The 19,855-nt window shown below is 74.1% G+C and carries 19 protein-coding genes; 9 read left to right on the top strand and 10 right to left on the bottom strand.

All coding sequences use genetic code 11. From position 1 onward, the window contains the following. Positions 1-79: 79 nt before the first annotated feature. The 5 genes from ACSUPT_RS13040 to ACSUPT_RS13060 form a co-directional block, all read right to left on the bottom strand. Positions 80-2,809, bottom strand: coding sequence for a KGGVGR-motif variant AAA ATPase (locus ACSUPT_RS13040; RefSeq protein WP_436944356.1), 2,730 nt, complete (start codon positions 2,807-2,809; stop codon positions 80-82). Further along, the gene (locus tag ACSUPT_RS13045) at positions 2,806-3,237 is read right to left on the bottom strand and encodes a hypothetical protein (RefSeq protein WP_436944357.1); all 432 of its coding nucleotides are present in this window, start codon (positions 3,235-3,237) and stop codon (positions 2,806-2,808) included. The genes ACSUPT_RS13040 and ACSUPT_RS13045 overlap by 4 nt, the downstream gene beginning before the upstream one ends. A 17-nt stretch (positions 3,238-3,254) precedes the next feature. Further along, positions 3,255-4,100, bottom strand: coding sequence for a trehalose-phosphatase (otsB, locus tag ACSUPT_RS13050; RefSeq protein WP_399218769.1), 846 nt, complete (start codon positions 4,098-4,100; stop codon positions 3,255-3,257). Positions 4,101-4,173: 73 nt separating this feature from the next. After that, a complete protein-coding gene (locus tag ACSUPT_RS13055; RefSeq protein WP_351967037.1) occupies positions 4,174-4,416 on the bottom strand; it encodes a DUF3263 domain-containing protein in 243 nt (80 codons plus the stop codon). Between the two features lie 13 nt (positions 4,417-4,429). Beyond that, on the bottom strand, positions 4,430-5,701 hold the full coding sequence (locus ACSUPT_RS13060; RefSeq protein WP_351967038.1) for an ABC transporter substrate-binding protein: 1,272 nt from the start codon (positions 5,699-5,701) through the stop codon (positions 4,430-4,432). A 219-nt stretch (positions 5,702-5,920) separates the two neighbouring features. On the opposite strand from ACSUPT_RS13060, the gene ACSUPT_RS13065 reads away from it, so the two are divergent. The 3 genes from ACSUPT_RS13065 to ACSUPT_RS13075 all read left to right on the top strand — a co-directional run bounded on the left by ACSUPT_RS13065 (position 5,921) and on the right by ACSUPT_RS13075 (position 9,086). Further along, entirely contained in the window at positions 5,921-6,859 is a 939-nt protein-coding gene (locus tag ACSUPT_RS13065) for an ROK family protein (protein ID WP_436944360.1), read from the top strand. Next, positions 6,859-8,019 carry an N-acetylglucosamine-6-phosphate deacetylase gene (nagA, locus tag ACSUPT_RS13070; protein WP_365727474.1) on the top strand — a complete coding sequence of 387 codons (1,161 nt, stop codon included), beginning with the start codon at positions 6,859-6,861 and terminating at the stop codon, positions 8,017-8,019. Before ACSUPT_RS13065 ends, nagA begins: the two co-directional genes overlap by 1 nt. Positions 8,020-8,159: 140 nt before the next feature. Further along, on the top strand, positions 8,160-9,086 hold the full coding sequence (locus tag ACSUPT_RS13075) for a 1-phosphofructokinase family hexose kinase (protein WP_361658411.1): 927 nt from the start codon (positions 8,160-8,162) through the stop codon (positions 9,084-9,086). 76 nt (positions 9,087-9,162) lie between these two features. Here the strand turns inward: ACSUPT_RS13075 and ACSUPT_RS13080 are convergent, their stop codons facing one another. Then, the gene (locus ACSUPT_RS13080) at positions 9,163-10,146 is read right to left on the bottom strand and encodes a carbohydrate-binding protein (protein WP_351967042.1); all 984 of its coding nucleotides are present in this window, start codon (positions 10,144-10,146) and stop codon (positions 9,163-9,165) included. Between the two features lie 63 nt (positions 10,147-10,209). After that, entirely contained in the window at positions 10,210-11,955 is a 1,746-nt protein-coding gene (gene cdgB / locus ACSUPT_RS13085) for a diguanylate cyclase CdgB (protein WP_351967043.1), read from the bottom strand. 271 nt (positions 11,956-12,226) lie between these two features. Here cdgB and ACSUPT_RS13090 point away from each other — a divergent pair, with 271 nt between their 5' ends. Continuing rightward, a complete protein-coding gene (locus tag ACSUPT_RS13090; RefSeq protein ID WP_351967044.1) occupies positions 12,227-12,775 on the top strand; it encodes a flavin reductase family protein in 549 nt (182 codons plus the stop codon). A gap of 104 nt (positions 12,776-12,879) precedes the next feature. Here ACSUPT_RS13090 and arfB read toward each other — a convergent pair whose 3' ends face one another. Further along, positions 12,880-13,317 (bottom strand): alternative ribosome rescue aminoacyl-tRNA hydrolase ArfB, encoded by a 438-nt coding sequence (arfB, locus tag ACSUPT_RS13095; RefSeq protein ID WP_361658416.1) that lies wholly within the window; start codon positions 13,315-13,317, stop codon positions 12,880-12,882. A 159-nt stretch (positions 13,318-13,476) separates the two neighbouring features. Between arfB and ACSUPT_RS13100 the strand changes: the two genes are divergently transcribed. Both ACSUPT_RS13100 and ACSUPT_RS13105 read left to right on the top strand, forming a co-directional pair. Further along, positions 13,477-14,052 carry a TerD family protein gene (locus ACSUPT_RS13100; protein ID WP_351967046.1) on the top strand — a complete coding sequence of 192 codons (576 nt, stop codon included), beginning with the start codon at positions 13,477-13,479 and terminating at the stop codon, positions 14,050-14,052. A 92-nt stretch (positions 14,053-14,144) separates the two neighbouring features. Then, positions 14,145-14,657 carry a GNAT family N-acetyltransferase gene (locus tag ACSUPT_RS13105; protein ID WP_351967047.1) on the top strand — a complete coding sequence of 171 codons (513 nt, stop codon included), beginning with the start codon at positions 14,145-14,147 and terminating at the stop codon, positions 14,655-14,657. 88 nt (positions 14,658-14,745) lie between these two features. On the opposite strand, the gene ACSUPT_RS13110 is transcribed toward ACSUPT_RS13105, so the two are convergent. Together ACSUPT_RS13110 and ACSUPT_RS13115 are read right to left on the bottom strand one after the other, a co-directional pair. Next, a complete protein-coding gene (locus ACSUPT_RS13110; protein WP_436946208.1) occupies positions 14,746-16,137 on the bottom strand; it encodes a M1 family metallopeptidase in 1,392 nt (463 codons plus the stop codon). Positions 16,138-16,387: 250 nt separating this feature from the next. Next, positions 16,388-16,969: a GlcG/HbpS family heme-binding protein gene (locus tag ACSUPT_RS13115; protein ID WP_351967049.1), complete on the bottom strand. Its 582-nt coding sequence runs from the start codon at positions 16,967-16,969 to the stop codon at positions 16,388-16,390. A 329-nt stretch (positions 16,970-17,298) separates the two neighbouring features. Here ACSUPT_RS13115 and ACSUPT_RS13120 point away from each other — a divergent pair, with 329 nt between their 5' ends. From ACSUPT_RS13120 to ACSUPT_RS13130, 3 genes are all read left to right on the top strand, one after another. Further along, complete coding sequence (locus ACSUPT_RS13120; RefSeq protein ID WP_351967070.1) at positions 17,299-18,480, top strand: sensor histidine kinase; 1,182 nt, start codon at positions 17,299-17,301, stop codon at positions 18,478-18,480. Between the two features lie 8 nt (positions 18,481-18,488). After that, the gene (locus ACSUPT_RS13125) at positions 18,489-19,178 is read left to right on the top strand and encodes a response regulator transcription factor (RefSeq protein WP_351967050.1); all 690 of its coding nucleotides are present in this window, start codon (positions 18,489-18,491) and stop codon (positions 19,176-19,178) included. Between the two features lie 153 nt (positions 19,179-19,331). Beyond that, the gene (locus ACSUPT_RS13130; protein WP_351967051.1) at positions 19,332-19,832 is read left to right on the top strand and encodes a hypothetical protein; all 501 of its coding nucleotides are present in this window, start codon (positions 19,332-19,334) and stop codon (positions 19,830-19,832) included. Positions 19,833-19,855: the final 23 nt, after the last annotated feature.

Below are 19,855 nucleotides of genomic sequence, written 5' to 3' on the forward strand. Positions count from 1 at the left end.
CGCGGGGCCGACGGGCCGACGGGCCGACGGGCCGGCGGGGGCCCCGCGCTTCCCGCCGGCTCCGCTCTGCCCGTGTCTGTCAGGGCCGGATCACACGGACCCGTCCCCGCGTGCGGAAGCCGAGGGCGTGCCGGTAGATCTCCGGCAGCCGGTAGAGGCCGTCGGCATCCCGGTCCAGAGCGCCCGCCTCCTCCAGCTTCGCGATCGCGTTCGCGTCCAGACCGACGTCCTCGGCGTTGAACGGCATGACCACGTTGTCGGCGTGTCGCCCCATACGGAGGAGGAGCTCCCCCACCACGGGGTTCTCCTGGCGCAGCTCCTCCAGCTTCGCCTGGCTCCCCTTCACCAGCGCCTGCCGCATGGCGCTCGGGGTGAGCAGGCGGTCGGGCCAGTCCTGATCCCCCTGGGAGGACTCCGCGGCGTCCCGGATGAACCGGACGACGTCACGAGCCTGCACCTGGTCGTTGAAGTCACCCAGAGCGGCCGGCACCCAGCGGTCCGACCGGGCCTCGCGTGAATTCTTGCGCCCCATCTTCACTCCCCAGACGGGGACGAGCGCCTGGACGAGACGTTCCCAGGTGTAGTCCATGAGGTCGCCGTCGGCCTGTGGAACAGCCCCGGCGGTCGTCGAGACCCACAGCGCGAGGCGCAGCGCCTCCTGGGAGTCCCAGCGCAGCGCGTACGGGTCGTAACGGTCGAGGAACTGGCCCAGGTTCTGACGCACGGCGAAGCGTACGAGGTCGCTGCGCACGAAGATCACCGCACCGAACGGCCGGCCCCGGAAGGCGCGCAGCCAATCGGGGACCTCGGTGAAGAGCGCGCGCAGGGCGACCCTCTTGGCCTCCCCTTCGAGCTCCTGGAAGAGGTCCTCCAGGCCGTCGAAGACGAAGAGCGCCTGCTGGGATCGCGCCCGGTCGCGCAGCACTTTCTCAGGGTCCTCGAGGCCGGCGGCCGGCCCGGCCAGCGACATGGCCATGCACCGCAGCCAGGTGTGGCGCCAGTGGACCAGGCTCTCCTTGTCGGCCTCGTCCTGGAGTGCGTCCAGCAGGACCTTCCGGATCTCCAGCGCTTCCGCACCGCGTCCGCCCACGACGCGGTCGCGCAGCCCTTGCGGACTGCTGCCATCGCTCGAGAACTCCATGTTGCCGGGGTCGAGCACGGGCACGACCGGGGCGTCGATCCTGACCTCCTCGTCCGCCCCCGCGGCGAACTTCCTCCATGTGCCGGCCGCGCACATCCTCGCGTAGGTGAAGGTCTTCCCGGAGCCCTTGGCCCCGACCACCACCGTGACCGGGAGGGACGTCCTGTTGTCTCCCACCAGGCGCCGCAACGGGGCCGTGGAGAGGAAGCCGAGGCCGCTGTCCAGACCGGTGCGCTCGGCGAAGACCAGGGACTGTGCCCGGCGGTGCAGGGCCGAACGGCGGCCCTCGATCCCCTCTTCCACACCGTTCTCCGACCCGAGGTCGGCTTCGGAGAGCAGCGGCAGCATCTCGGCCAGCAGCTCACCGATGCCCTGCCGGCGCAGCACTTCCACCACGTCGTCCCAACTCTGGGGCAGGGCCAGCAGTTCCTCGCGGAAGGGGCTGAAGGCCGGCTCCGTCAGCACGGTGGCGTCGACGTCCCGGGTCTGGTCGGGGCTCACGGCCTCCACCTCGCCGGAGACGGGTGCGGCACGCATCGCCTCCAGCGCGCGGGCGAGCTGCCGACGCGCCTCGGCGACCTCGGCGGCATGTCGATCCTGGCGGAACTGGGTGACCACCACCGCCGGCTCGGGGTCCTTGCCGGTGATGGCCACGGCCTTGTCACCGAGCTGGCGGATCATCTGCTCCGTACCGTCCACCGACTGACTGCTGAGCGTGGTGACGAAGATCCGCTGCACCCGGGGGTCGAGAAGGATCGGCGCGGACAGCTCGGACGCTCCCGCGCGCAGATCGACCACCACCGTGTCGAGGTCGGCGGCGGCCGCCAGGTCCGCGAGGGACTCGGTGAGGAAGTACCGCGACCGGTCCGGCGTCAGCAGCTGCGCGGGTTCGATCCGGGGAGGGCCCAGGCGGGTGCGTCGGCTCGTCGGCAGGATGACCAGCCGCCCGCCGTTCTTGTGCCGGACCGTCTCCTGGTTGACCAGGTATCCGGATGCGATCTCCACGGCCTTGCTCCGGTCCCCGTCCGTCGAGCTGTGGAGGAGTGCCAGAAGGTCGTCATAGGCGATGTCGCACGCCCCGCCCTGGGCCTGGTGCATCCAGGTGATGCCAGGGGCCTCGAGATCGGCGTCCACCAGCAGCACCCGGCGACCGCGCTGGGCCAGGAGGTCGGCCAGGGCCACGGCGTGGACCGTACGCCCCACACCTCCCTTGAAGGAGTGGAAGGCCACCACCTGGAGGCCGCCGGGAAATCCGTCATCGGCGGGCCGGGGCAGGGGCGATCCGAGCGCCTCGGTGATGCGCCGTTCGATGAGGCGGGGCGGGCGGAAACCGTGAGTGAAGTCCTCGGTCCGGAGGATGTGGACCGGCAGGCCCTCGCGCTCCATCGTCTGAGGCCGGTCCAGGACGAGCAGGGGCCCCTCCTCGCCGCCCACCACCGACCCCATCCCGAAGGCCGTGTCCAGCCAGGCGAGGACTTCCTCCACCGGGACGTCGGAGGTCACCGTGAGCTCGATCCCGTCCCACCAGGCGTTGGCCTCCTTGAGCCATCCCGGCCAGCGGTTCGCCACCGCGAGAGCCGCGCAGTGCTCGTCGACGTCCACCCAGGTCAGCAGGTTTCCCGGCAGCAGCGGGGAGGTCGCATCCATCTGGTCTCCGATCACGTTCATATCCTGGACGCCTTGACCAGGTGCCGCAGGGCCTCGACCGCGCGCTTCTCGTCCTCCGGGTCCAGGTCGGCGCCGTAGCGCCAGGCCTGGTGCAATTCGGCCGGTCCCACCCACTCGTGGCGCTGCCCGGCCTCGCCGAGCGAACCGAGCATGACGCGCCGGCACCGCTGCACCGCCTGCGCGACCGCGGGCGGCAGCCCCAGCGCCTTGGCCAAGGATCTGAGGTCGTGATTCCGCAGATCCTCGGGCAGGGCGCTGGTGTCCCGTGCCCGTTCCCGGACGAGGATCTCGGCCTTGAGGCCGCACTCGGCCGCGTAGAAGAGCATCAACCCCGCTGTCGCGAGGTCGCCTTGGTTGACTGTCTCCTCACCACGCGTGCTCAGCCGATCGCGGCTCTTGCGTAGCTGCCCCACCCTGACATCCACCATCCGAGGATGGTATCGATCTACGCCGGAGTGACATGCTCCGCCAGCGCGGCGAAGAACGCGACGACCTCCGCCGGGCCCTGGAGGGTGAGGTCGGCGCGGGCGGCGAGGGCCTGGACCTCGTCGCTGCCGCTGCACACCAGCAGGCCCGGTACGCCGTCGGCGCGGAGCTTCTCGACCGCCGCGAACGCCGGGAGGTCGCCCAGGTCGTCGCCCGCGTAGAGGACCGCGCGGGCGCCCGTCTCCCGTACGTGCTCCAGCAGCGCCTGGCCCTTGTCCATGCCCGGCGGGCGCAGCTCCAGGACCATGCGGCCCGGCTCGACGACCAGGCCGTGGCGGGTGGCCAGGTCGGTGAGCGGGCCGGTCAGGGCGTCGAACGCGGCCTGCGGGTCGGTGGCGCGGCGGGTGTGGACGGCGACCGCGCGGCCCTTCTCCTCGATCCAGGTGCCGGGCCACGCGCCCGCCCGCTCCAGCACGCCGGGCAGTTCGGCCCGTACGGCGGTGACGCCCGGGTGCTCGGGGGCGGCACGCACCTCGCCGGTCGCCGCGTCCCAGCGCTCAGCGCCGTAGTGGCCGAGGACGACGAGGTGGTCGAGGCCGGGGACGCCGGCGAAGCCGCCGTACCGTACGGCGACCCCGGCGGGGCGGCCGGTGATGACGGCGACGGACGCGACGCGCGGCGCGAGCGCGGCGAGCGCGGGCACCGCGTCCGGGTGGGCGCGGGCCTGCTCGGGGTCGGCGACGATCGGCGCGAGGGTGCCGTCGAAGTCGACGGCGACGACGGCGCCGGAGGGGTTCTCCAGGAGTGCGGCCAGGGCGTCCCGGCCGGCGGGCGTGGTGGGGCGGGGAAGCGAGTTGCTGGACATGTGTCCGTACCTATCCAGGCGCTGTCCGCACCACACCTGGCCGTCCACCCCTCGGACCCGGCGGGCCGGGAGGTCAGCGGCGGGACTCGCGGTCGGCGCGCAGACGGCGCAGGCGGTTGACCGTCACGGGGTCGTGCGCCAGCGCGCGCTCGTCGTCCAGCAGGGCGTTCAGCAGCTGGTAGTACCGCACCGGCGACACATCCAGCTGCTCGCGGATCGCGCGCTCCTTGGCGCCCGGGCCCGGCCACGCGCGCCGCTCCATGGCGAGGACGGCGCGTTCGCGGTCGCTGAGCGGGGCGGGGCGGTGTTCGGTCATGGCAGCACCGAGGCTACCGCGCCGCCGCCGAGGCCTCCGCCGCCCGGGCGTCGCGCGCGATGTCCTCCAGTACGGCCCTGGGGTCGCCGTCGGGGGCGACGGCGCGGCCGATGTTCTTCTTGACGCTCTCGCTGACCCGCGCCCAGGACGTCTCGCCGACCGGGTACAGCTCCGACCCGGCCAGCTCGGTGAGGAACGGTTCGAGCGCCTTGTGCTCGGGGTCGGCCTCCATGGCGTCGCTGGCGCTGACGGTGACGGGCAGGAGGTCGTAGCGGTCGGAGAACTCCAGGACGTTCTTGTCCGAGTAGACGAAGTCGAGGAAGGCGCCGATCTCCTTGCGGTGGCCGTTCTGCTTGAACGCCATCATCCAGTCGGCCACGCCGAGCGTCGCCTTGGCCTTGCCGTCGATGCCGGGCAGCGGCACGGTGCCGACCTTCACCCCGGCCTTCTCGGCGGTCTCCATCAGGGTCGGGTGGCCGTTGAGCATGCCGACCTCGCCGCGCACGAACGCGTCGAACGCCTCCTGCCGGTCCAGCTCGCCGGGCGCGACGGGGCCGGTGAGGCCCTTGCCGACCAACTCGTCCTTGAGCCAGGTCATCGTCGCGACGTTGGCGGGCGAGTCGATCTGGTACGCCGTGCCGGTGGTGTCGCGGTAGCCGCCGCCCCCGCCGAGCAGCCACATCATGGTCTCGGCCTGGGACTCCTCGGAGCCGAGCGGGAGCGCGAAGGGGTACTTCACGTCCTTGGCCTTCAGCTTGCGCGCGGCCTCCTGCAGCTGGCCCCAGTCGGCGGGGGGCTTGGCGCCCGCCGCGTCGAAGAGGGCCTCGTTGAAGAAGAGCATGCGGGTGCTGGCGCCGAACGGCATGCCGTACTGGAGGCGGTCCACCTCGCCGGCCTGCCGCAGCAGGGGCAGGAAGTTCGCCTGGGTGTGGACGGAGACGAGGCTGTCGACCGGGTACAGCTTGCCGTCGCGGGCGTAGTCGGCGTAGGCGCCGATCTGGGCGAGGTCGGGGGCTTCGCCGCGCTTGACCATCTCGGCGACCTCGCGGTCGACGTCCTTCCAGGACAGGACGGTCACGTCGACCTTCACGCCGGGCGTCTTCTCCTCGTACGCGCGGGCGAGCTCGTTCCAGTACTTCTCGGAGGTGTTCGCGTCGGTGCTGCCGTAGTCGGCGGCGACGAGCTTGAGGGTGACGCTGTCGGAGGCGGTGGTGCCGCAGCCGGAGAGCGCGGTGGTGACGGTGAGTGCGGCCAGCACCGCGAGTATTCCCTTGTAGCGGCGCACTGCCTTACCCCTTGCCTGTTCAGCTCGGCATGAGCTGCGGTTTTTCCTCACGGAAGGATAAGAGGTCTACACCTAGGTCTACACCACCAGGGGTATGCCCGCCCGGACGGCCGGCGCACCCCGCGGCGCGGCGCTCTGGCGATGATCGGATTTGTATGGCCGGGCAACAATTCGTGAAGTGGACTAGACCTTTACCGGCCTGCGGGCGACACTGTCCCCGTGAGACACGTCATCGCCCTCGATGTGGGCGGCACCGGCATGAAGGCCGCCCTGGTCGGGGCCGACGGGGCACTGCTGTACGAGGCGCGGCGCGCGACCGGCCGCGAGCGCGGCCCCGACGCCGTCGTGGCGTCGATCCTCCACTTCGCCGCCGACCTCCTGGCGCTCGGCGAGGAGCGGTACGGCGTACGGGCCGAGGCGGCCGGTGTCGCCGTACCCGGCATCGTCGACCCGGAGGCCGGCGTCGCCGTCTACGCGGCGAACCTCGGCTGGCGCGACGTCCCGCTGCGCGCCCTGCTCGGGGAGCGCCTCGGCGGTCTGCCCGTCGCCCTCGGGCACGACGTGCGCACCGGCGGCCTCGCCGAGGGGCGCGTCGGAGCGGGCCGGGGCGCGGACCGGTTCCTGTTCGTGCCGCTGGGCACCGGCATCGCGGGCGCCATCGGCATCGACGGCGCCATCGAGGCGGGCGCGCACGGCTGCGCCGGCGAGATCGGCCATGTCGTCGTGCGCCCCGGCGGGCCCGTCTGCGGCTGCGGTCAGCGCGGCTGCCTGGAGACCCTCGCGTCCGCTTCCGCCGTGACCCGCGCCTGGGCGGAGGCGAGCGGCGACCCCGACGCGGACGCCGCCGGCTGCGCGAAGGCCGTCGCGTCGGGCGACCCGCGGGCCGTACGCGTCTGGCGGGAGGCGGTGGACGCGCTCGCCGACGGGCTGGTCACCGCGCTCACCCTGCTGGACCCCCGCACCCTGATCATCGGTGGCGGTCTCGCCGAGGCGGGGGAAACCTTGTTCACACCGCTGCGGGCCGCCGTCGAGGAGCGGATCACGTTCCAGCGGCCGCCCGCCATCGTGCCCGCGGCGCTCGGGGACACCGCCGGCTGCCTGGGCGCGGGGCTCCTCGCCTGGGATCTGCTCGCCACCGACCTGGAGGTATCCGCCTGATGGCCGTTCACGCCGACCGCAAGGTCCTCGCCGGGGCCCGGGTGGTGCTGCCGACCGGTGTCGTCGAGGGCGGGCGGGTCACCGTCGAGGGCACCCGCATCACCGACGGCCGGGGCGTCCCCGCCGACGCGCCCGCGCTGGACCTGAGCGGCCACTGGCTGGTCCCCGGCTTCGTGGACCTCCACAACCACGGGGGCGGCGGCGCCTCGTTCACCTCCGGCACGCTGGAGGAGGTCCTGCGGGGCATCCACACCCACCGCGCGCACGGCACGACGACCCTCGTCGCCTCGACCGTCACCGGCGACATGGACTTCCTGGCGCACCGCGCGGGCGAGCTGTCCGAGCTGGCCGAGCAGGGCGACATCGCGGGCATCCACTTCGAGGGCCCCTTCATCTCGCCGTGCCGCAAGGGCGCCCACAGCGAGGCCCTGCTGCGCGACCCCGACCCGGCGGAGGTGCGCAAGCTGATCGACGCGGCGCGCGGCCACGCCCGGATGGTGACCCTCGCGACCGAGCTGCCCGGCGGTGTGGACTCCGTGCACCTCCTCGCCGAGCACGGGGTGATCGCCGCCATCGGCCACACGGACGCCACATACGAGCAGACCGTCGAGGCCATCGAGGCGGGCGCCACCGTCGCCACCCACCTGTTCAACGCGATGCCGCCGCTGGGCCACCGCGCCCCCGGCCCGATCGCCGCGCTCCTGGAGGACGAGCGGGTCACGGTCGAGCTGATCAACGACGGTACGCATCTGCACCCCGCCGCGCTGGAGCTGGCGTTCCGTCACGCGGGCGCGGACCGGGTCGCGTTCATCACCGACGCGATGGACGCGGCCGGGTTCGGCGACGGGGTCTACCGCCTCGGTCCGCTGGAGGTCGAGGTCAGGGAGGGGGTGGCCCGGCTGTCCGAGGGCGGCGCCATCGCCGGGTCCACCCTCACCCTCGACACCGCCTTCCGGCGCGCCGCGACCGTCGACGGGCTGCCCGTCGAGGACGTCGTACGGGCCCTCTCCGCCAATCCGGCGAAGCTGCTGGGCCTGTACGACCGGATCGGCTCGATCGAGCCGGGCAAGGACGCCGACCTGGTCGTCCTGGACGCCGAGTTCACCCTCACGGGTGTGATGCGCAAGGGCGAATGGGTGATTGAACCCCAAGTGGGATGAATCATCGGCGCATTGGCGTACGGCGGCCCGCCCGGGGACTGGGCGGGCCGCCTCGCGTTTGGCATGATCGTGCACCGTAAATTTTCCCGGCCGGACACCTGGGGGTGACCGGTCCACGACTCCCGGGGGTGTTGGAACCGGTGATCCTCACGGTCACGCTCAACACCGCGCTCGACCTCACCTACACGGTGCCCGCGCTCACCCCGCACACCGCGCACCGCGTGACCGAGGTGACCGAACGCCCCGGCGGCAAGGGGGTCAACGTGGCCCGCGTGCTGGCCGCGCTCGGCCACGAGGCGGTCGTCACGGGCTTCGCGGGCGGCCCCACCGGAGACGTCCTGCGCGAGCTGCTCGCCCCGCTGCCCGTACGGGACGCCCTGGTGCCGATCGCCGGGCCCACCCGCCGCACCGTCGCCGTCGTGGACGCGGCGACCGGTGACGCGACGCAGTTCAGCGAGCCCGGACCGGTCGTCACCCCCGCCGAGTGGGCGGCGCTCGTCACCGCGTACGAGGAACTCCTCGACGGGGCGCGGGCGGTGGCCCTGTGCGGCAGCCTGCCGCGCGGCATCCACGTCGGCGCGTACGGGGAGCTGGTGCGCCGCGCCCGCCGCGCCGGGGTGCCGGTGCTGCTGGACACCAGCGGCGAGCCGCTGCGCCGGGGCATCGCCGCCCGCCCGGACCTGATCAAGCCGAACGCCGACGAGCTGGCCGCCCTGACCGGCTCCCGCGAGCCGATGCGCGCCGCCCGCGACGCCCGCAGGCGCGGCGCCCACGCGGTCGTCGCGTCGCTCGGCGCGGAGGGGCTGCTCGCGGTCACCCCGGACGGCACCTGGGCCGCCGCCCCGCCCGCCCGCGTCGCGGGCAACCCGACGGGCGCGGGCGACTCGGCGGTCGCCGGACTGCTGTCCGCCCTGGTGGAGGGAGCGCCCTGGCCCGAGCGCCTGACCCGCGCGGCGGCCCTGTCCACGGCCACCGTCCACGCCACGGCGGCCGGCGAATTCGACCCGGCCCGCTACGCCGAACTCCTCACCCGCGTCACGGTCACCGAACCGGCGACAGCCGCCTGACGGCCCGCCACCCCGGCTGCCGCGCCGGGGAGTCGCGGTCCCGCCGCGAGGAGCGGGACGGCGCCCGCCCCGGGTGTCAGCTGTCCCTGCGGAGCTTGCCCGGCTTCAGCCAGACCTGGTCGAGGTACGCCTCGCACTGGTTGCCCGGCTCGCAGGACATCTTCAGGGTGTTCTCGCCCTTGTGCAGGTTCATCCAGGCGTAGGTCTCGGTCCAGCCCTTCTCCCAGTCGCCCTCGGGGGCGTGGGCGAAGTTGGACATGTTGAGCCTGCGCGGCTGGCCGTCGTTGACGATGAGGGAGGTCTCGGCGTCCTTGCCGGGCACGCTGTAGGTGAGGAACAGCGTGTACTCGCCGTCCTCGGGCACGTCGACCTTCCAGCTCGCCGCGCCGCCGACGCCGTTGAACATCACGTACGCGCCGCCCACGCCCTTGGCGCCCTTCACCTGCGTGCCGAGCACGGCCGGCGGGGTGAGCTGCAGGGTGGCCGCGTCCCGCTTGGGGTACTGGGCGTCGTCCTTGTCCTTCGACGGCGACGGGTCCGGGTTCTCCGTGGGGCCGTCGGTCGCCGGGGCGGAGGCGGTGGGGGCGGGGGCCGCCTTGTCCTTGTCGTCGGACTGGTTGTTGAGGACCGCCACCGTGATGCCCGCCACGACGACGAGGACCACCGCGATCGCGCCGATCAGGAGGCCCTTCGTGTTGGGGCCGCCGCCGCGCCCGCCGCGGCCGCCGCCCTGGACCGGTACGGGCCGGGTGGGGGCGCCGCCCGGGTAGGTCTCGGGGGCCGCGTACTGCGGGTGCGGCTGCCCGTAGGGGGCCGGCTGCTGACCGTAGGGCGGCTGCGGCGGGACCTGCGCGCGGGGGCGCTCGCCGACGGCCCTGACCTGGTTGTACGAGGTGCGGGGGCGCCCCGGCTGGGCGGCGCCGGCCGGGCCCGGGTAGCCGTAGCCGCCCTGCCCGCCGCCCCGCTGGGCGCCGGAGTCCTGGCCGTCCGCGTACAGGTAGCCGAACGGGTCGTCGTCCTCGGGCGTGCCCGCGCCGTTGCCGTTGTTCCCGGCAGCCATCCCGTCACTCCTCATCCGTGCTCGCCAGCCGTCACCGACCCCGGCGAGCCTACCCCGAACGGGCTACCCCGCCCGGCGGTGCACCTTGGCGCGGGACCGCTTCTCCATGTACATCCGCTGGTCGGCGGAGTTCAGGACCTCTTCGACGGACATCCCGCACTCGGCCCAGCCGATGCCGAAACTGGCCCCCACCCGCACCGCCCGGCCGTCCACCCGGATCGGCGGGATGATGCCGTTGCGGAGGCGTACGGCCAGGTCGGCGGCGTCGGCCGCGCCCAGGCCGTCGGCGAGGACCACGAACTCGTCACCGCCGAGCCGGGCCACCGTGTCGCCGTCGCGGACCCCGGCGGTGAGCCTGCGGGCGACCTCGATGAGGACGGCGTCGCCCGTGTGGTGCCCGAACCGGTCGTTGATCGATTTGAAACCGTCCAGGTCGCAGAAGAGGACCGCCAGGCCCTTCGTCCCGTCGTCGACCTCCCCGACGGGCGCGACGGCGTGCACATGCCCGTCGTACGCCCCGGCGCCCGCGCCCGCCGACGGGTCGAAGTCGAAGCCGTCACCGCGGTAGCCGTGGTCGTAGTCGTACGCGCCGGTGGCGCCGGCGCCGGAGCCGTACGCGCCCTCGTACGCCCCCTCGTAGGCGACCCCGCTGTCGTACGCCGCGCCGCTGTCGTACGCCGGCTCGAAGCCCGCGGCGTCGGCGGCGGTGGCGCGGACGCGCCGCTCGGGGCGGGAGCAGAGCCGGGCGCTGAGCCGGGCGCGCAGCTCGGCGCTGTTGGGCAGGCCGGTCAGCGCGTCGTGGGAGGCGCGGTGGGCGAGCTGCAGCTCGTGCCGCTTGCGCTCCTCGATGTCCTCGACGTGCGTGAGGAGGAAGCGGGGCCCGTCCGCCGTGTCGGCGACCACCGAGTTCCGCAGCGAGACCCAGACGTAGGAGCCGTCCCGGCGGGCGAGCCGCAGCTCGGCGCGGCCGCCCTCCGCGGAGGTCCGCAGCAGCGTGCCGACGTCCTCGGGGTGGACGAGGTCCGCGAAGGAGTACCGGCGCATCACGGCGGCGGGGCGGCCGAGCAGCCGGCACAGCGCGTCGTTGGCCCGCAGCAGCCGGCCGTGCTGATCGCCGCCCATCTCCGCGATGGCCATCCCCGACGGGGCGTACTCGAACGCCTGCCGGAACGACTCCTCGCTGGCCCGCAGCGCCTGCTGCTCGCGCTCCAGCCGGACGAGCGCCCGCTGCATGTTTGCTCGCAGCCGGGCGTTGCTGATCGCAATCGCCGACTGGGAGGCGTACATCTGGAGCGCCTCACGGCCCCAGGCGCCGGGCCGGCGGCCGTTGCGGGGCCGGTCGACGGAGATCACGCCGAGCAGTTCGCGCTGGCCGCCGGAGGTGTACATGGGGGCGTAGAGCCGGTCCCGGGGGTGCCACTCGTCCTCGAAGCGGGGCTCGGGGCCCTCCGTGTGCCACTGGGGCACGTCGTCGTCGATGAGGACCCAGCCCTCGGTGTGGGGTATGAACCGCAGGTCGCCCCAGGCCTCCCCCATGCGCAGGCGCTGCTCCCAGGAGTGGCGGGAGCCGACCCGGCCGGTGATCAGGGCTTCCGCGGCGGGGTCGCCCGCGAAGGCGGCGACGACGAGGTCCCCGTCGGCGCGGACGAGGTTGACGCAGGCCAGCTGGTAGCCGAGGCCGGTGATCACGCCGTCGGCGACGGTCTGCAGCGTGTCCGCCAGACTCCGTGCCGTGTTGAGGTTGGCGACGACCTGGTGCAGCTGCCGCAGGGTCGCAAGACGGACGTACGGCTCCGACTCGGTCTCCATTGCTCGCTCTCCCCGAGACCTCGACAGCAACAACTCCAGATGTGTCAGCGGCGTCCTCGTGCGGGTGTCATCGGCCACTGAATCACAGGGAGCTGTGCCCCCGGTACACAGGGTCAACAATTACTGCTCTCTGTGACTCAAGTCACAAATACGACAACCAGACCGGGAGGATTCCGGAAGCAAATCGCCCGCAGGACCTAGGTCCGGGGCGCTTCCGGCTGGTCCTCCGGTCCGATGCGACCGGGTGGCGGGCGAGGTTAGCGTTCCGGATGTGCTGCCAACAACTCGGACCCCGGTGTCAGACTCCGCCCTGCCCCATCCTGAAGGGGTGAGCAACGAGGAGTTCCGCGCGGCGATGTCCCGGCTGGCGGCCGGCGTCGTCCTGGTCACGGCGGTCGAACCCCCGCTGGACGAGGACGTCGGCATGACGGCGACCGCGTTCATGTCGGTGTCCCTGGACCCGCCGCTGGTCCTGGTGAGCCTGCGCAACGGCTCGCGGATGGACGACCTGCTGGCGGAGCAGCCGCTGTGGGGCGTGTCCGTGCTCGCGGAGAGCCAGCGGCAGATCGCGGGGCGGTTCTCGATGAAGGGCCGCATCAGCGACCGGCTGCTGTTCGCGGACCTGCCGCACACGCGCGGCGAGCTGACCGGGGCGCCGCTGATCGGCGGGGCGCTGGCGACGCTGGAGTGCCGGACGGAGCAGCGGGTGGAGGCCGGCGACCACACCCTGGTCGTCGCACGCGTCCTGACCGCCGACTTCCCGGACCCGGAGGGCGCGCCGCTGATGTACTTCCGGGGGAGGTACCGGCACCTGGGGTAGGCGGGACCGCCGGCCGGCCCGTGCGGGGGCCGGCCGCTCGCCGAGGGGCGCGCCCGCGCGCGGGGCCGCCGGCCTGTGACGCCGCCGGTCGGCCGGTACGGGGCCTACGACCAGTCGCGGGACGAGCGGCCGCGCTTGGTCTCGGAGCGCTGCTTCTTCTCGCGCAGCCGCCGCTCGTTGATGCCGCGCGGGATCTTCGTGGGCCGCCGGGGGCGCGGCGGCGGCGCCGTGGCCTCCGCCAGGAGGCTCGCCAGCCGCACGGCCGCCGCCTCCCGGTTGCGCCACTGCGAGCGGTGCTCGGAGGCCCGTACGACGAGGACGCCGCCGATGAGCCGGCCCGCGAGGCGCTCCAGGGCGCGCTCCTTCCAGACCGGCGGCAGGGACTCCGTACGGGCGAGGTCGAAGCGCAGCTCCACCTGGGAGTCGCTGGTGTTGACGTGCTGCCCGCCCGGCCCCGAGGACCTGGAGAAACGCCACACCAGCTCGGACTCCGGGAGGGAGACCGAGCCTCTGATGACATGGGGACCGGACATGCCGTCCATGTTCCCCAACGGCGCCCCGCCGCGTCACGTGCTTTTCCGCCGCCTCACGGCGAGCCTGGAACCACCTCGCCCCCCGGGGCGTTAACAGCAGTGACGCCACAGAGCACCGGGGCGCCGGAAGCGGCAGCGCCCGGGCACTCAGTAAAGGAAGGGACTTCCATGGCTGTAAGCCTGTCCAAGGGCGGCAATGTCTCGCTGACCAAGGAGGCCCCGGGCCTCACCGCCGTCACGGTGGGCCTCGGCTGGGACGTCCGTACCACCACGGGTACCGACTTCGACCTCGACGCCTCGGCGATCGGCGTGGACGCGGCCGGCAAGGTCGCCTCCGACGCCCACTTCGTCTTCTTCAACAACAAGTCCACCCCCGACGGCACCATCGTCCACACCGGTGACAACCGCACGGGTGAGGGCGGCGGCGACGACGAGCAGATCAACGTCAATCTGGCGGGCCTCCCGGCCGATGTCGACAAGATCGTCTTCCCGGTCTCCATCTACGACGCGGTGAACCGCTCGCAGAACTTCGGCCAGGTCCGCAACGCCTACATCCGCATCGTCAACCAGAACGGCGGCGCCGAGATCGCCCGCTACGACCTCAGCGAGGACGCCGCGACGGAGACCGCCATGGTCTTCGGCGAGCTGTACCGCCACGGCTCCGAGTGGAAGTTCCGCGCGGTCGGCCAGGGCTACGCCTCCGGCCTGGAGGGCATCGCCCGCGACTTCGGTGTGAACGTCTGACCGGTGTGAACGTCTGACCGGTGTGACGCCGGTATGAAGGGCCCCGGTGGCGGTCGCCGCTCCGGGGCCCTTCGTTGCCTACTGTGGGCCGCATGATCGTGGAACCGCTGGAGCTGGGCGACAAGGGTGCCCTGCCGGGCCCGCTCCTCACCGAGCTGACCGCGCTGTACGCGTCGAACCGGGAGTTCCAGCAGCTGAGCGGGGAGTTCCCGGACCCCGACGACATCCGGCCCGAGCAGGTCGCCGCCTCGCTCGCCGAGGAGCTGGCCCAGCCGGGCGCCGAGGTGCTGCTGGCCCGGTCGGCCGGGCGGGTGATCGGCATCGCCGTGACCCTGGCCCACCACCCGGACCCGGACGACCCCGACCCGTGGATCGGGCTGCTGATGGTGCACGGCCGGGACCACCGCATGGGCTTCGGCCGGGAGCTGGCCGAGATCGTCGAGAAGCGGTTCCGGGCCGTGGGCCGTACGGGCGTGAAGCTCGCCGTACTGGAGAACAACCGCAAGGCGCTCGCCTTCTGGCGGACCCTCGGGTACGAGGAGGTCGCCCGCCGCGAGGACCGCCGCCTGGGCCGCGACTGCGTGGTGCTCCGCAAGGCGCTGTGAGCCGCGGCGGCGGGACGGCGCGGGGTCCGGCGGCCTGCGGCCGGGGCGCAAGGGCGGGCGGGTCCCGGCGGGCGGGGTGCGGGGGCGGTCAGGGGCGGGCGGGTTTGTCCTCGCCGTACAGCCAGGTGTCCCACAGGGCGGTCAGGTCCCGGCCCGTCTCCTCCTCCACGTACGCGGTGAAGTCGTCCGTGGAGGCGTTGCCGTGCCGGTGCTCGGCGGCCCAGCCGCGCAGCAGGCCGGAGAACGCCTCGTCGCCGACGGTCTGGCGGACCTTGTGCAGCACCATCGCGGCCCGGTCGTACACGGGAGGACCCGAGATGTCCGCGGCGGTCGGCGGGGCGGCCGGCGGGAACGCCCAGTTGGCCTCGTCGGCGAAGGCCTCGTCGAAGCTCTCCTGCGCGGGCCTGTCCTCGAACTCCTCCGCGTACAGCCACTCGGCGTACTGCGCGAAGCCCTCGTTGAGCCACATGTCCCGCCACGAGGCCGGTGAGACGGAGTTGCCGTACCACTGGTGGGCCAGCTCGTGGACGAGGATGCCCGGCGTGAACTGGTCGTACGGGATCACCGGCCGCGTCTGCGTCTCCAGCGCGTACCCGGAGTCGCCCGCGCGCTCCACGATCACCCCGGCGGAGGAGAACGGGTACGGGCCGAACTTCTCCGTCAGCCAGTCGAGCAGCTCCGGGACGCGGGCCGCCAGCGGCGCGGCCTTCGCGGTGACGGTCCGGTCGGTGGCGCTGACGACCGGCAGGCCGGCCGGGGTGCGGGTGGTGGTGACGTCGAACCGGCCGACGGCGAGCGTCGCCAGGTAGCTCGCCATCGGCTCGGCGCTGCGCCAGGTGGTGGTGGTCCGCCCGCCGCGCGTCACGGCCCGTCCGGGCAGGCCGTTCGTGACGGCCTGGTGGCCTTCCGGGACGGTGACCGTGACCGTGTACGCCGCCTTGTCGGACGGGTGGTGGTTGCCGGGGAACCACGCCATGGACCCGGTCGGCTCGCCCAGTGCGACGGCCCCGTCCGCCGTGGGCAGCCAGCCCTCCTCGGAGCCGTCCGGGTCGGTGACGGTGCGCGGGGAGCCCGAGTAGCGGACGACGGCGCGGAAGGTCGCGCCGTCCTCGATGTCGGCGCGGGGCCGGAGGGTCACCTCGTGCCCGGCGCGCTGGACGGACGCCCGCTCGCCGTCGACGGTGACGCCGTGCACGGTGAGCCCGGCGAGGTCCAGGTTGAAGGAGCTGAGGTCCTGGGTCGCGCGGGCGGTGATCTCCGCGGTGCCGTCGAGGCGGCGGGTGGCCGGGTCGTAGGCGACGGTGAGGGCGTAGTGCCGTACGTCGTAGCCGCCGTTGCCGAGGCGCGGGAAGTACGGGTCGCGCAGGCCGGCGCCGCCGGGCGTGCCGGTGACACCGCCGCCCGCGCAGCCGGCGGCGGAGAGCGTCAGGAGCGCGGCGAGCGCCGCCGAGGCGGGGGCTCTCCCCCGCTTCCGATGGATCACCCGGTGATCCTAAGCGCGCCGGTGCCCGCCCGGTCCGTGCCGGGGCCCCACGGGCCCGCGCCGGGGCTCTCCGGGGCACCGGAAGCCGGGCGGGCCCGAGGGCGGACGGGTTGGCGGGCGGGTCCGAGGCCGGACGGGTTGGCGGGCGGGTCCGAGGCCGGACGGGTTGGCGGGCGGGTCCAGGCAGGCGGGCCCGAGGCGGGCGGGTTGGCGGGCGGGTCCGAGGCCGGACCGGTTGGCGGGCGGGTCAGCGGGGGGCGACGGCCGCCGCGCCCGCGCGGGCGTACTCCTCGTCCAGGGCGCCGCTCGGGGCGCCTGCCACGCCGATGCCCGCGATGGGCGCGCCGTCGGCCGCGACGGGCACGCCGCCGCCGAGGAACAGGGTGCCGGGGATGTCCTTCAGGGTGGGCGTCGACTCCAGGCGCTTGACCAGGTCGGACGTCGGGGCGTTCCAGGAGACGGCGGTGTACGCCTTGCGCTCGGCCGACTCGTACGACTGCGGGCCCGCGCCGTCGCCGCGCAGGACGGCGATGGTGTTGCCGTTGCGGTCCACGACGGCGACCGTGACGCGCTGGCCGTCCTCGCGGGCGGCCTTGAGGGCGGCCTGGGCGGCGCGCGTGGCGGCGTCGACGGTGAGGTGGCGGGTCTGGTGGGTGTTCCGGTCGGCGACGGCGGTGGACGCGGCGGCCTGGGCGGCGGTGCCGGCGCGCTCCGGGGTGGAGGCGCTGGCGGAGACCGCGCCGAACGTGCCGGCGGCGAGGGCGGCGGCGGCCAGACCCCCGGTGACGACGCGGGTGCGCAGGGAGGTCTTCTTGCGGCGGGCTTCCATGGTGACTCCAGGGGTGTCGGGGCTCGGGGCCCGGAGATCTCCGGGCCCCGGTCGGCGGGTGTCGGCCCGGGGCCTCGGGGGTCCCGTACGGTCCCGGAACGGCTCCGGGCTGTTCGGCTCCTCCACCATCCCGCCGTGACCTGGGGTTTCGCGTCGCCGGACGGGGTGACAGGGGGGTCAGCCGATCGGTTGATGCCGCATGGCGCGCGCGGGCGCAGGATGGTGGGGTGACGCAGATCGACGTACCGCGGGGCCGCCGCCCGGACCCGTCCGGTCAGGCCGCCGGGGAGCCCGCGGGGGACTCGGACGCCCGGCTGCTGGCCCGGGTCATGCACGTCGCGTTCTTCCTGCTGCTCGCCGCGTCCCTCGCCCGGTTCCTGCTGCGGCACCCCTGGGACGGCGCGGCCGGCTGGGTCGTCGCCCTGTCGGCGGCGCTCGCCGGGCTGTACGTGCTCGGGCCCGGCGCGGCGGCGCCCGCGTCGCGGCGGGGGCGGGTGTGGCTGGCCGCCGTGGTGGCCGTGTGGCTGGTGCTGGTGGTGGTCGCGCCGAGCTTCGCGCTGTGCGCCGTACCGCTGCTGTACACGGGCCTGCGGCTGCTGCCGCCGCGTGCCGCGCTGGTGCTGGTGGCGCTGCTGACGCTGTTCGTGGTCGTCGCCCTGCAGAAGCTCGCCGACTCCGGGGTGGACCCGATGCTGCTCGTCGCGCCGCCCGCCGCCGCGGCCATCGCGACGGCCGTGTTCGTCCACGCCCAGCGGCAGGCCGACCGGCAGCGGGCGCTCATCGCGGACCTGCTGCGCACCCGCCGGGAGCTGGCGGCGACCGAGCGGCGCGAGGGCACCCTCGCGGAGCGGCAGCGGCTGTCCATGGAGATCCACGACACGCTGGCGCAGGGCCTGTCGAGCCAGCGGATGCTCCTCCAGGCCGCCGAGCGCACCTGGGACGCCGATCCGGAGGCGGCACGCCGCCATGTGGGGACCGCCGCGTCCATCGCCGAGCACAATCTGGCCGAGGCCCGCCGCTTCGTGCACGACCTGGCGCCCGCCGACCTGGCCGCGAGCGGCGGCGACCTGGCGGAGGCGCTGCGGGCCCTCGCGGCGCGGGAGGCGAACGGCGCGCTGCGGGTGCGCTTCCACGCCGAGGGCGAGGGCGGGGCGCTGCCGGACCGGGTGGCGTCGGCGCTGCTGCGGATCGCGCAGGGCGCCCTCGCGAACGTACGGGAGCACGCCGGCGCCACCACCGCCGCGGTGACCCTGACCCGGCTCGGCGACCAGGTGGTGCTGGACGTGGCGGACGACGGGCGCGGCTTCGACCCGTCGGCAGGCCCCTCGGGCGGTGTCCCGGTCGGTGGCCCGGGCGGTGGCCCGGCGGCCGGCGCGTCCGGCGTGCGCGGGCACGGGCTCCCGGCGATGCGCGCCCGCGTGGCGGCGCTGGGCGGGACCCTGACCGTCGAGTCCGCGCCCGGTGAGGGCACCGTCCTGTCCGCGTCGATTCCCGTCCCTTCGGAGGAGTGATCCGCCCCATGGCACCCGAGCCGTCCCCCGCACCCGAGCCGCAGGAGGCGTCGGCGCCGCAGAGCCCCGCCGGGCCCGCACCGATCCGCGTGCTGCTCTGCGACGACCACGCCGTCGTACGCGCCGGGCTGCTGGCCCTGCTGGGCAGCGAGCCGGGCATCGAGGTCGTCGGGGAGGCGGGCAGTGGCGAGGAGGCCGTCGCCCGGGCGGCGCGGCTGCGGCCCGACGTGGTGCTGATGGACCTCCAGCTGGGGCCGGGCATGGACGGCGTCGAGGCCACGCGCCGCATCGCGTCGCCCGGGGTCAGGGTGCTCGTCCTCACCACGTACGACACGGACGCCGACGTGACCCGCGCCATCGACGCGGGCGCGACCGGGTACCTCCTCAAGGCCGAGCGGCCCGAGGAGCTGTTCGCCGCGATCCGGGCGGCCGCCCAGGGGCGTACGGCCCTGTCCGCGCCGGTCGCGGGACGCGTCATGGACCGGGTGCGCGGCGCGGCCGGCCCGACGCTCACGGCCCGCGAACGGGACATCCTGGGCCAGCTGGCGCGCGGCCTCGGCAACCGGGAGATCGCCCGCGCCCTGTTCATCAGCGAGGCCACGGTGAAGACCCACCTGGGCCGCATCTACACCAAGCTCGGCGTGGACACGCGGGCCGGCGCGGTGGCCGTCGCCAAGGAGCGCCGCATCCTCCCGTGACGACGCGTTCCCGTACGCGCCCGACCGCGCCGACCGCGCCTCCGGGCCGCCGTCTCCCCCGTGCCGTGCCTCCGCCTCCGTCGCCTCCCCGTGCCCCCGCAGCGCAGGCCACCGGGGGACGCCCCGGCCGCGCGACGTGACACCATCGCCTACGTGCTCGACATCGGCTACTCCCTCTCCCGGCGCTTCCCCGACCCCCCGCAGACCGACTACCGGCGGGCGGACGTGCACGCCCTGCGGCACGACCTGTTCTGCGGGGACGTGTACCTGGCGGACACCGAGACCGACCGGGAGGTGTCCACAGCCTGGGGATGGGTGCCGGTGCTGGACTTCGCGTGGGCGCTGTGCGACATCGTGGAGCGGCTGGACCGCGACCCGCGCGGCAGCCGGGCGGCGCAGCCGCAGTACGCGGAGCTGGACTTCACCGAGTCCACCGACCGGATGCTGTTCGAGCGTCGGTTCGGCTGGGTGGAGGTCGAGGCCGACTGGATGCCCGGCGACGAGCCGCCGCTCACCTTCAACCACGCCGAACTGCGCCGCGAGGCACGGGACTTCCTGCACGATCTGATCGCTGACCTGGTCGACATGCACGAGGACCTCGCCGACAACCCGGTGATCTGGGACCTCCAGGCCCGCTTCCCGCGCCTGCCCTGACCCCGCGCAGCGGGCCGCCGTCG

Source organism: Streptomyces sp. SudanB25_2051, assembly GCF_964272635.1.
Taxonomy (GTDB): domain Bacteria; phylum Actinomycetota; class Actinomycetes; order Streptomycetales; family Streptomycetaceae; genus Streptomyces.

What these genes read in the sequence shown, in the direction of transcription:
- ACSUPT_RS13040 (WP_436944356.1), bottom strand. Translation starts at nt 2,809, where the DNA reads ATGAACGTGATCGGAGACCAGATGGATGCGACCTCCCCGCTGCTGCCG.
- ACSUPT_RS13045 (WP_436944357.1), bottom strand. Translation starts at nt 3,237, where the DNA reads ATGGTGGATGTCAGGGTGGGGCAGCTACGCAAGAGCCGCGATCGGCTG.
- otsB (WP_399218769.1), bottom strand. Translation starts at nt 4,100, where the DNA reads ATGTCCAGCAACTCGCTTCCCCGCCCCACCACGCCCGCCGGCCGGGAC.
- ACSUPT_RS13055 (WP_351967037.1), bottom strand. Translation starts at nt 4,416, where the DNA reads ATGACCGAACACCGCCCCGCCCCGCTCAGCGACCGCGAACGCGCCGTC.
- nagA (WP_365727474.1), top strand. Translation starts at nt 6,859, where the DNA reads ATGGCCGTTCACGCCGACCGCAAGGTCCTCGCCGGGGCCCGGGTGGTG.
- ACSUPT_RS13080 (WP_351967042.1), bottom strand. Translation starts at nt 10,146, where the DNA reads ATGGCTGCCGGGAACAACGGCAACGGCGCGGGCACGCCCGAGGACGAC.
- cdgB (WP_351967043.1), bottom strand. Translation starts at nt 11,955, where the DNA reads ATGGAGACCGAGTCGGAGCCGTACGTCCGTCTTGCGACCCTGCGGCAG.
- arfB (WP_361658416.1), bottom strand. Translation starts at nt 13,317, where the DNA reads ATGGACGGCATGTCCGGTCCCCATGTCATCAGAGGCTCGGTCTCCCTC.
- ACSUPT_RS13100 (WP_351967046.1), top strand. Translation starts at nt 13,477, where the DNA reads ATGGCTGTAAGCCTGTCCAAGGGCGGCAATGTCTCGCTGACCAAGGAG.
- ACSUPT_RS13105 (WP_351967047.1), top strand. Translation starts at nt 14,145, where the DNA reads ATGATCGTGGAACCGCTGGAGCTGGGCGACAAGGGTGCCCTGCCGGGC.
- ACSUPT_RS13115 (WP_351967049.1), bottom strand. Translation starts at nt 16,969, where the DNA reads ATGGAAGCCCGCCGCAAGAAGACCTCCCTGCGCACCCGCGTCGTCACC.
- ACSUPT_RS13120 (WP_351967070.1), top strand. Translation starts at nt 17,299, where the DNA reads ATGCACGTCGCGTTCTTCCTGCTGCTCGCCGCGTCCCTCGCCCGGTTC.
- ACSUPT_RS13125 (WP_351967050.1), top strand. Translation starts at nt 18,489, where the DNA reads ATGGCACCCGAGCCGTCCCCCGCACCCGAGCCGCAGGAGGCGTCGGCG.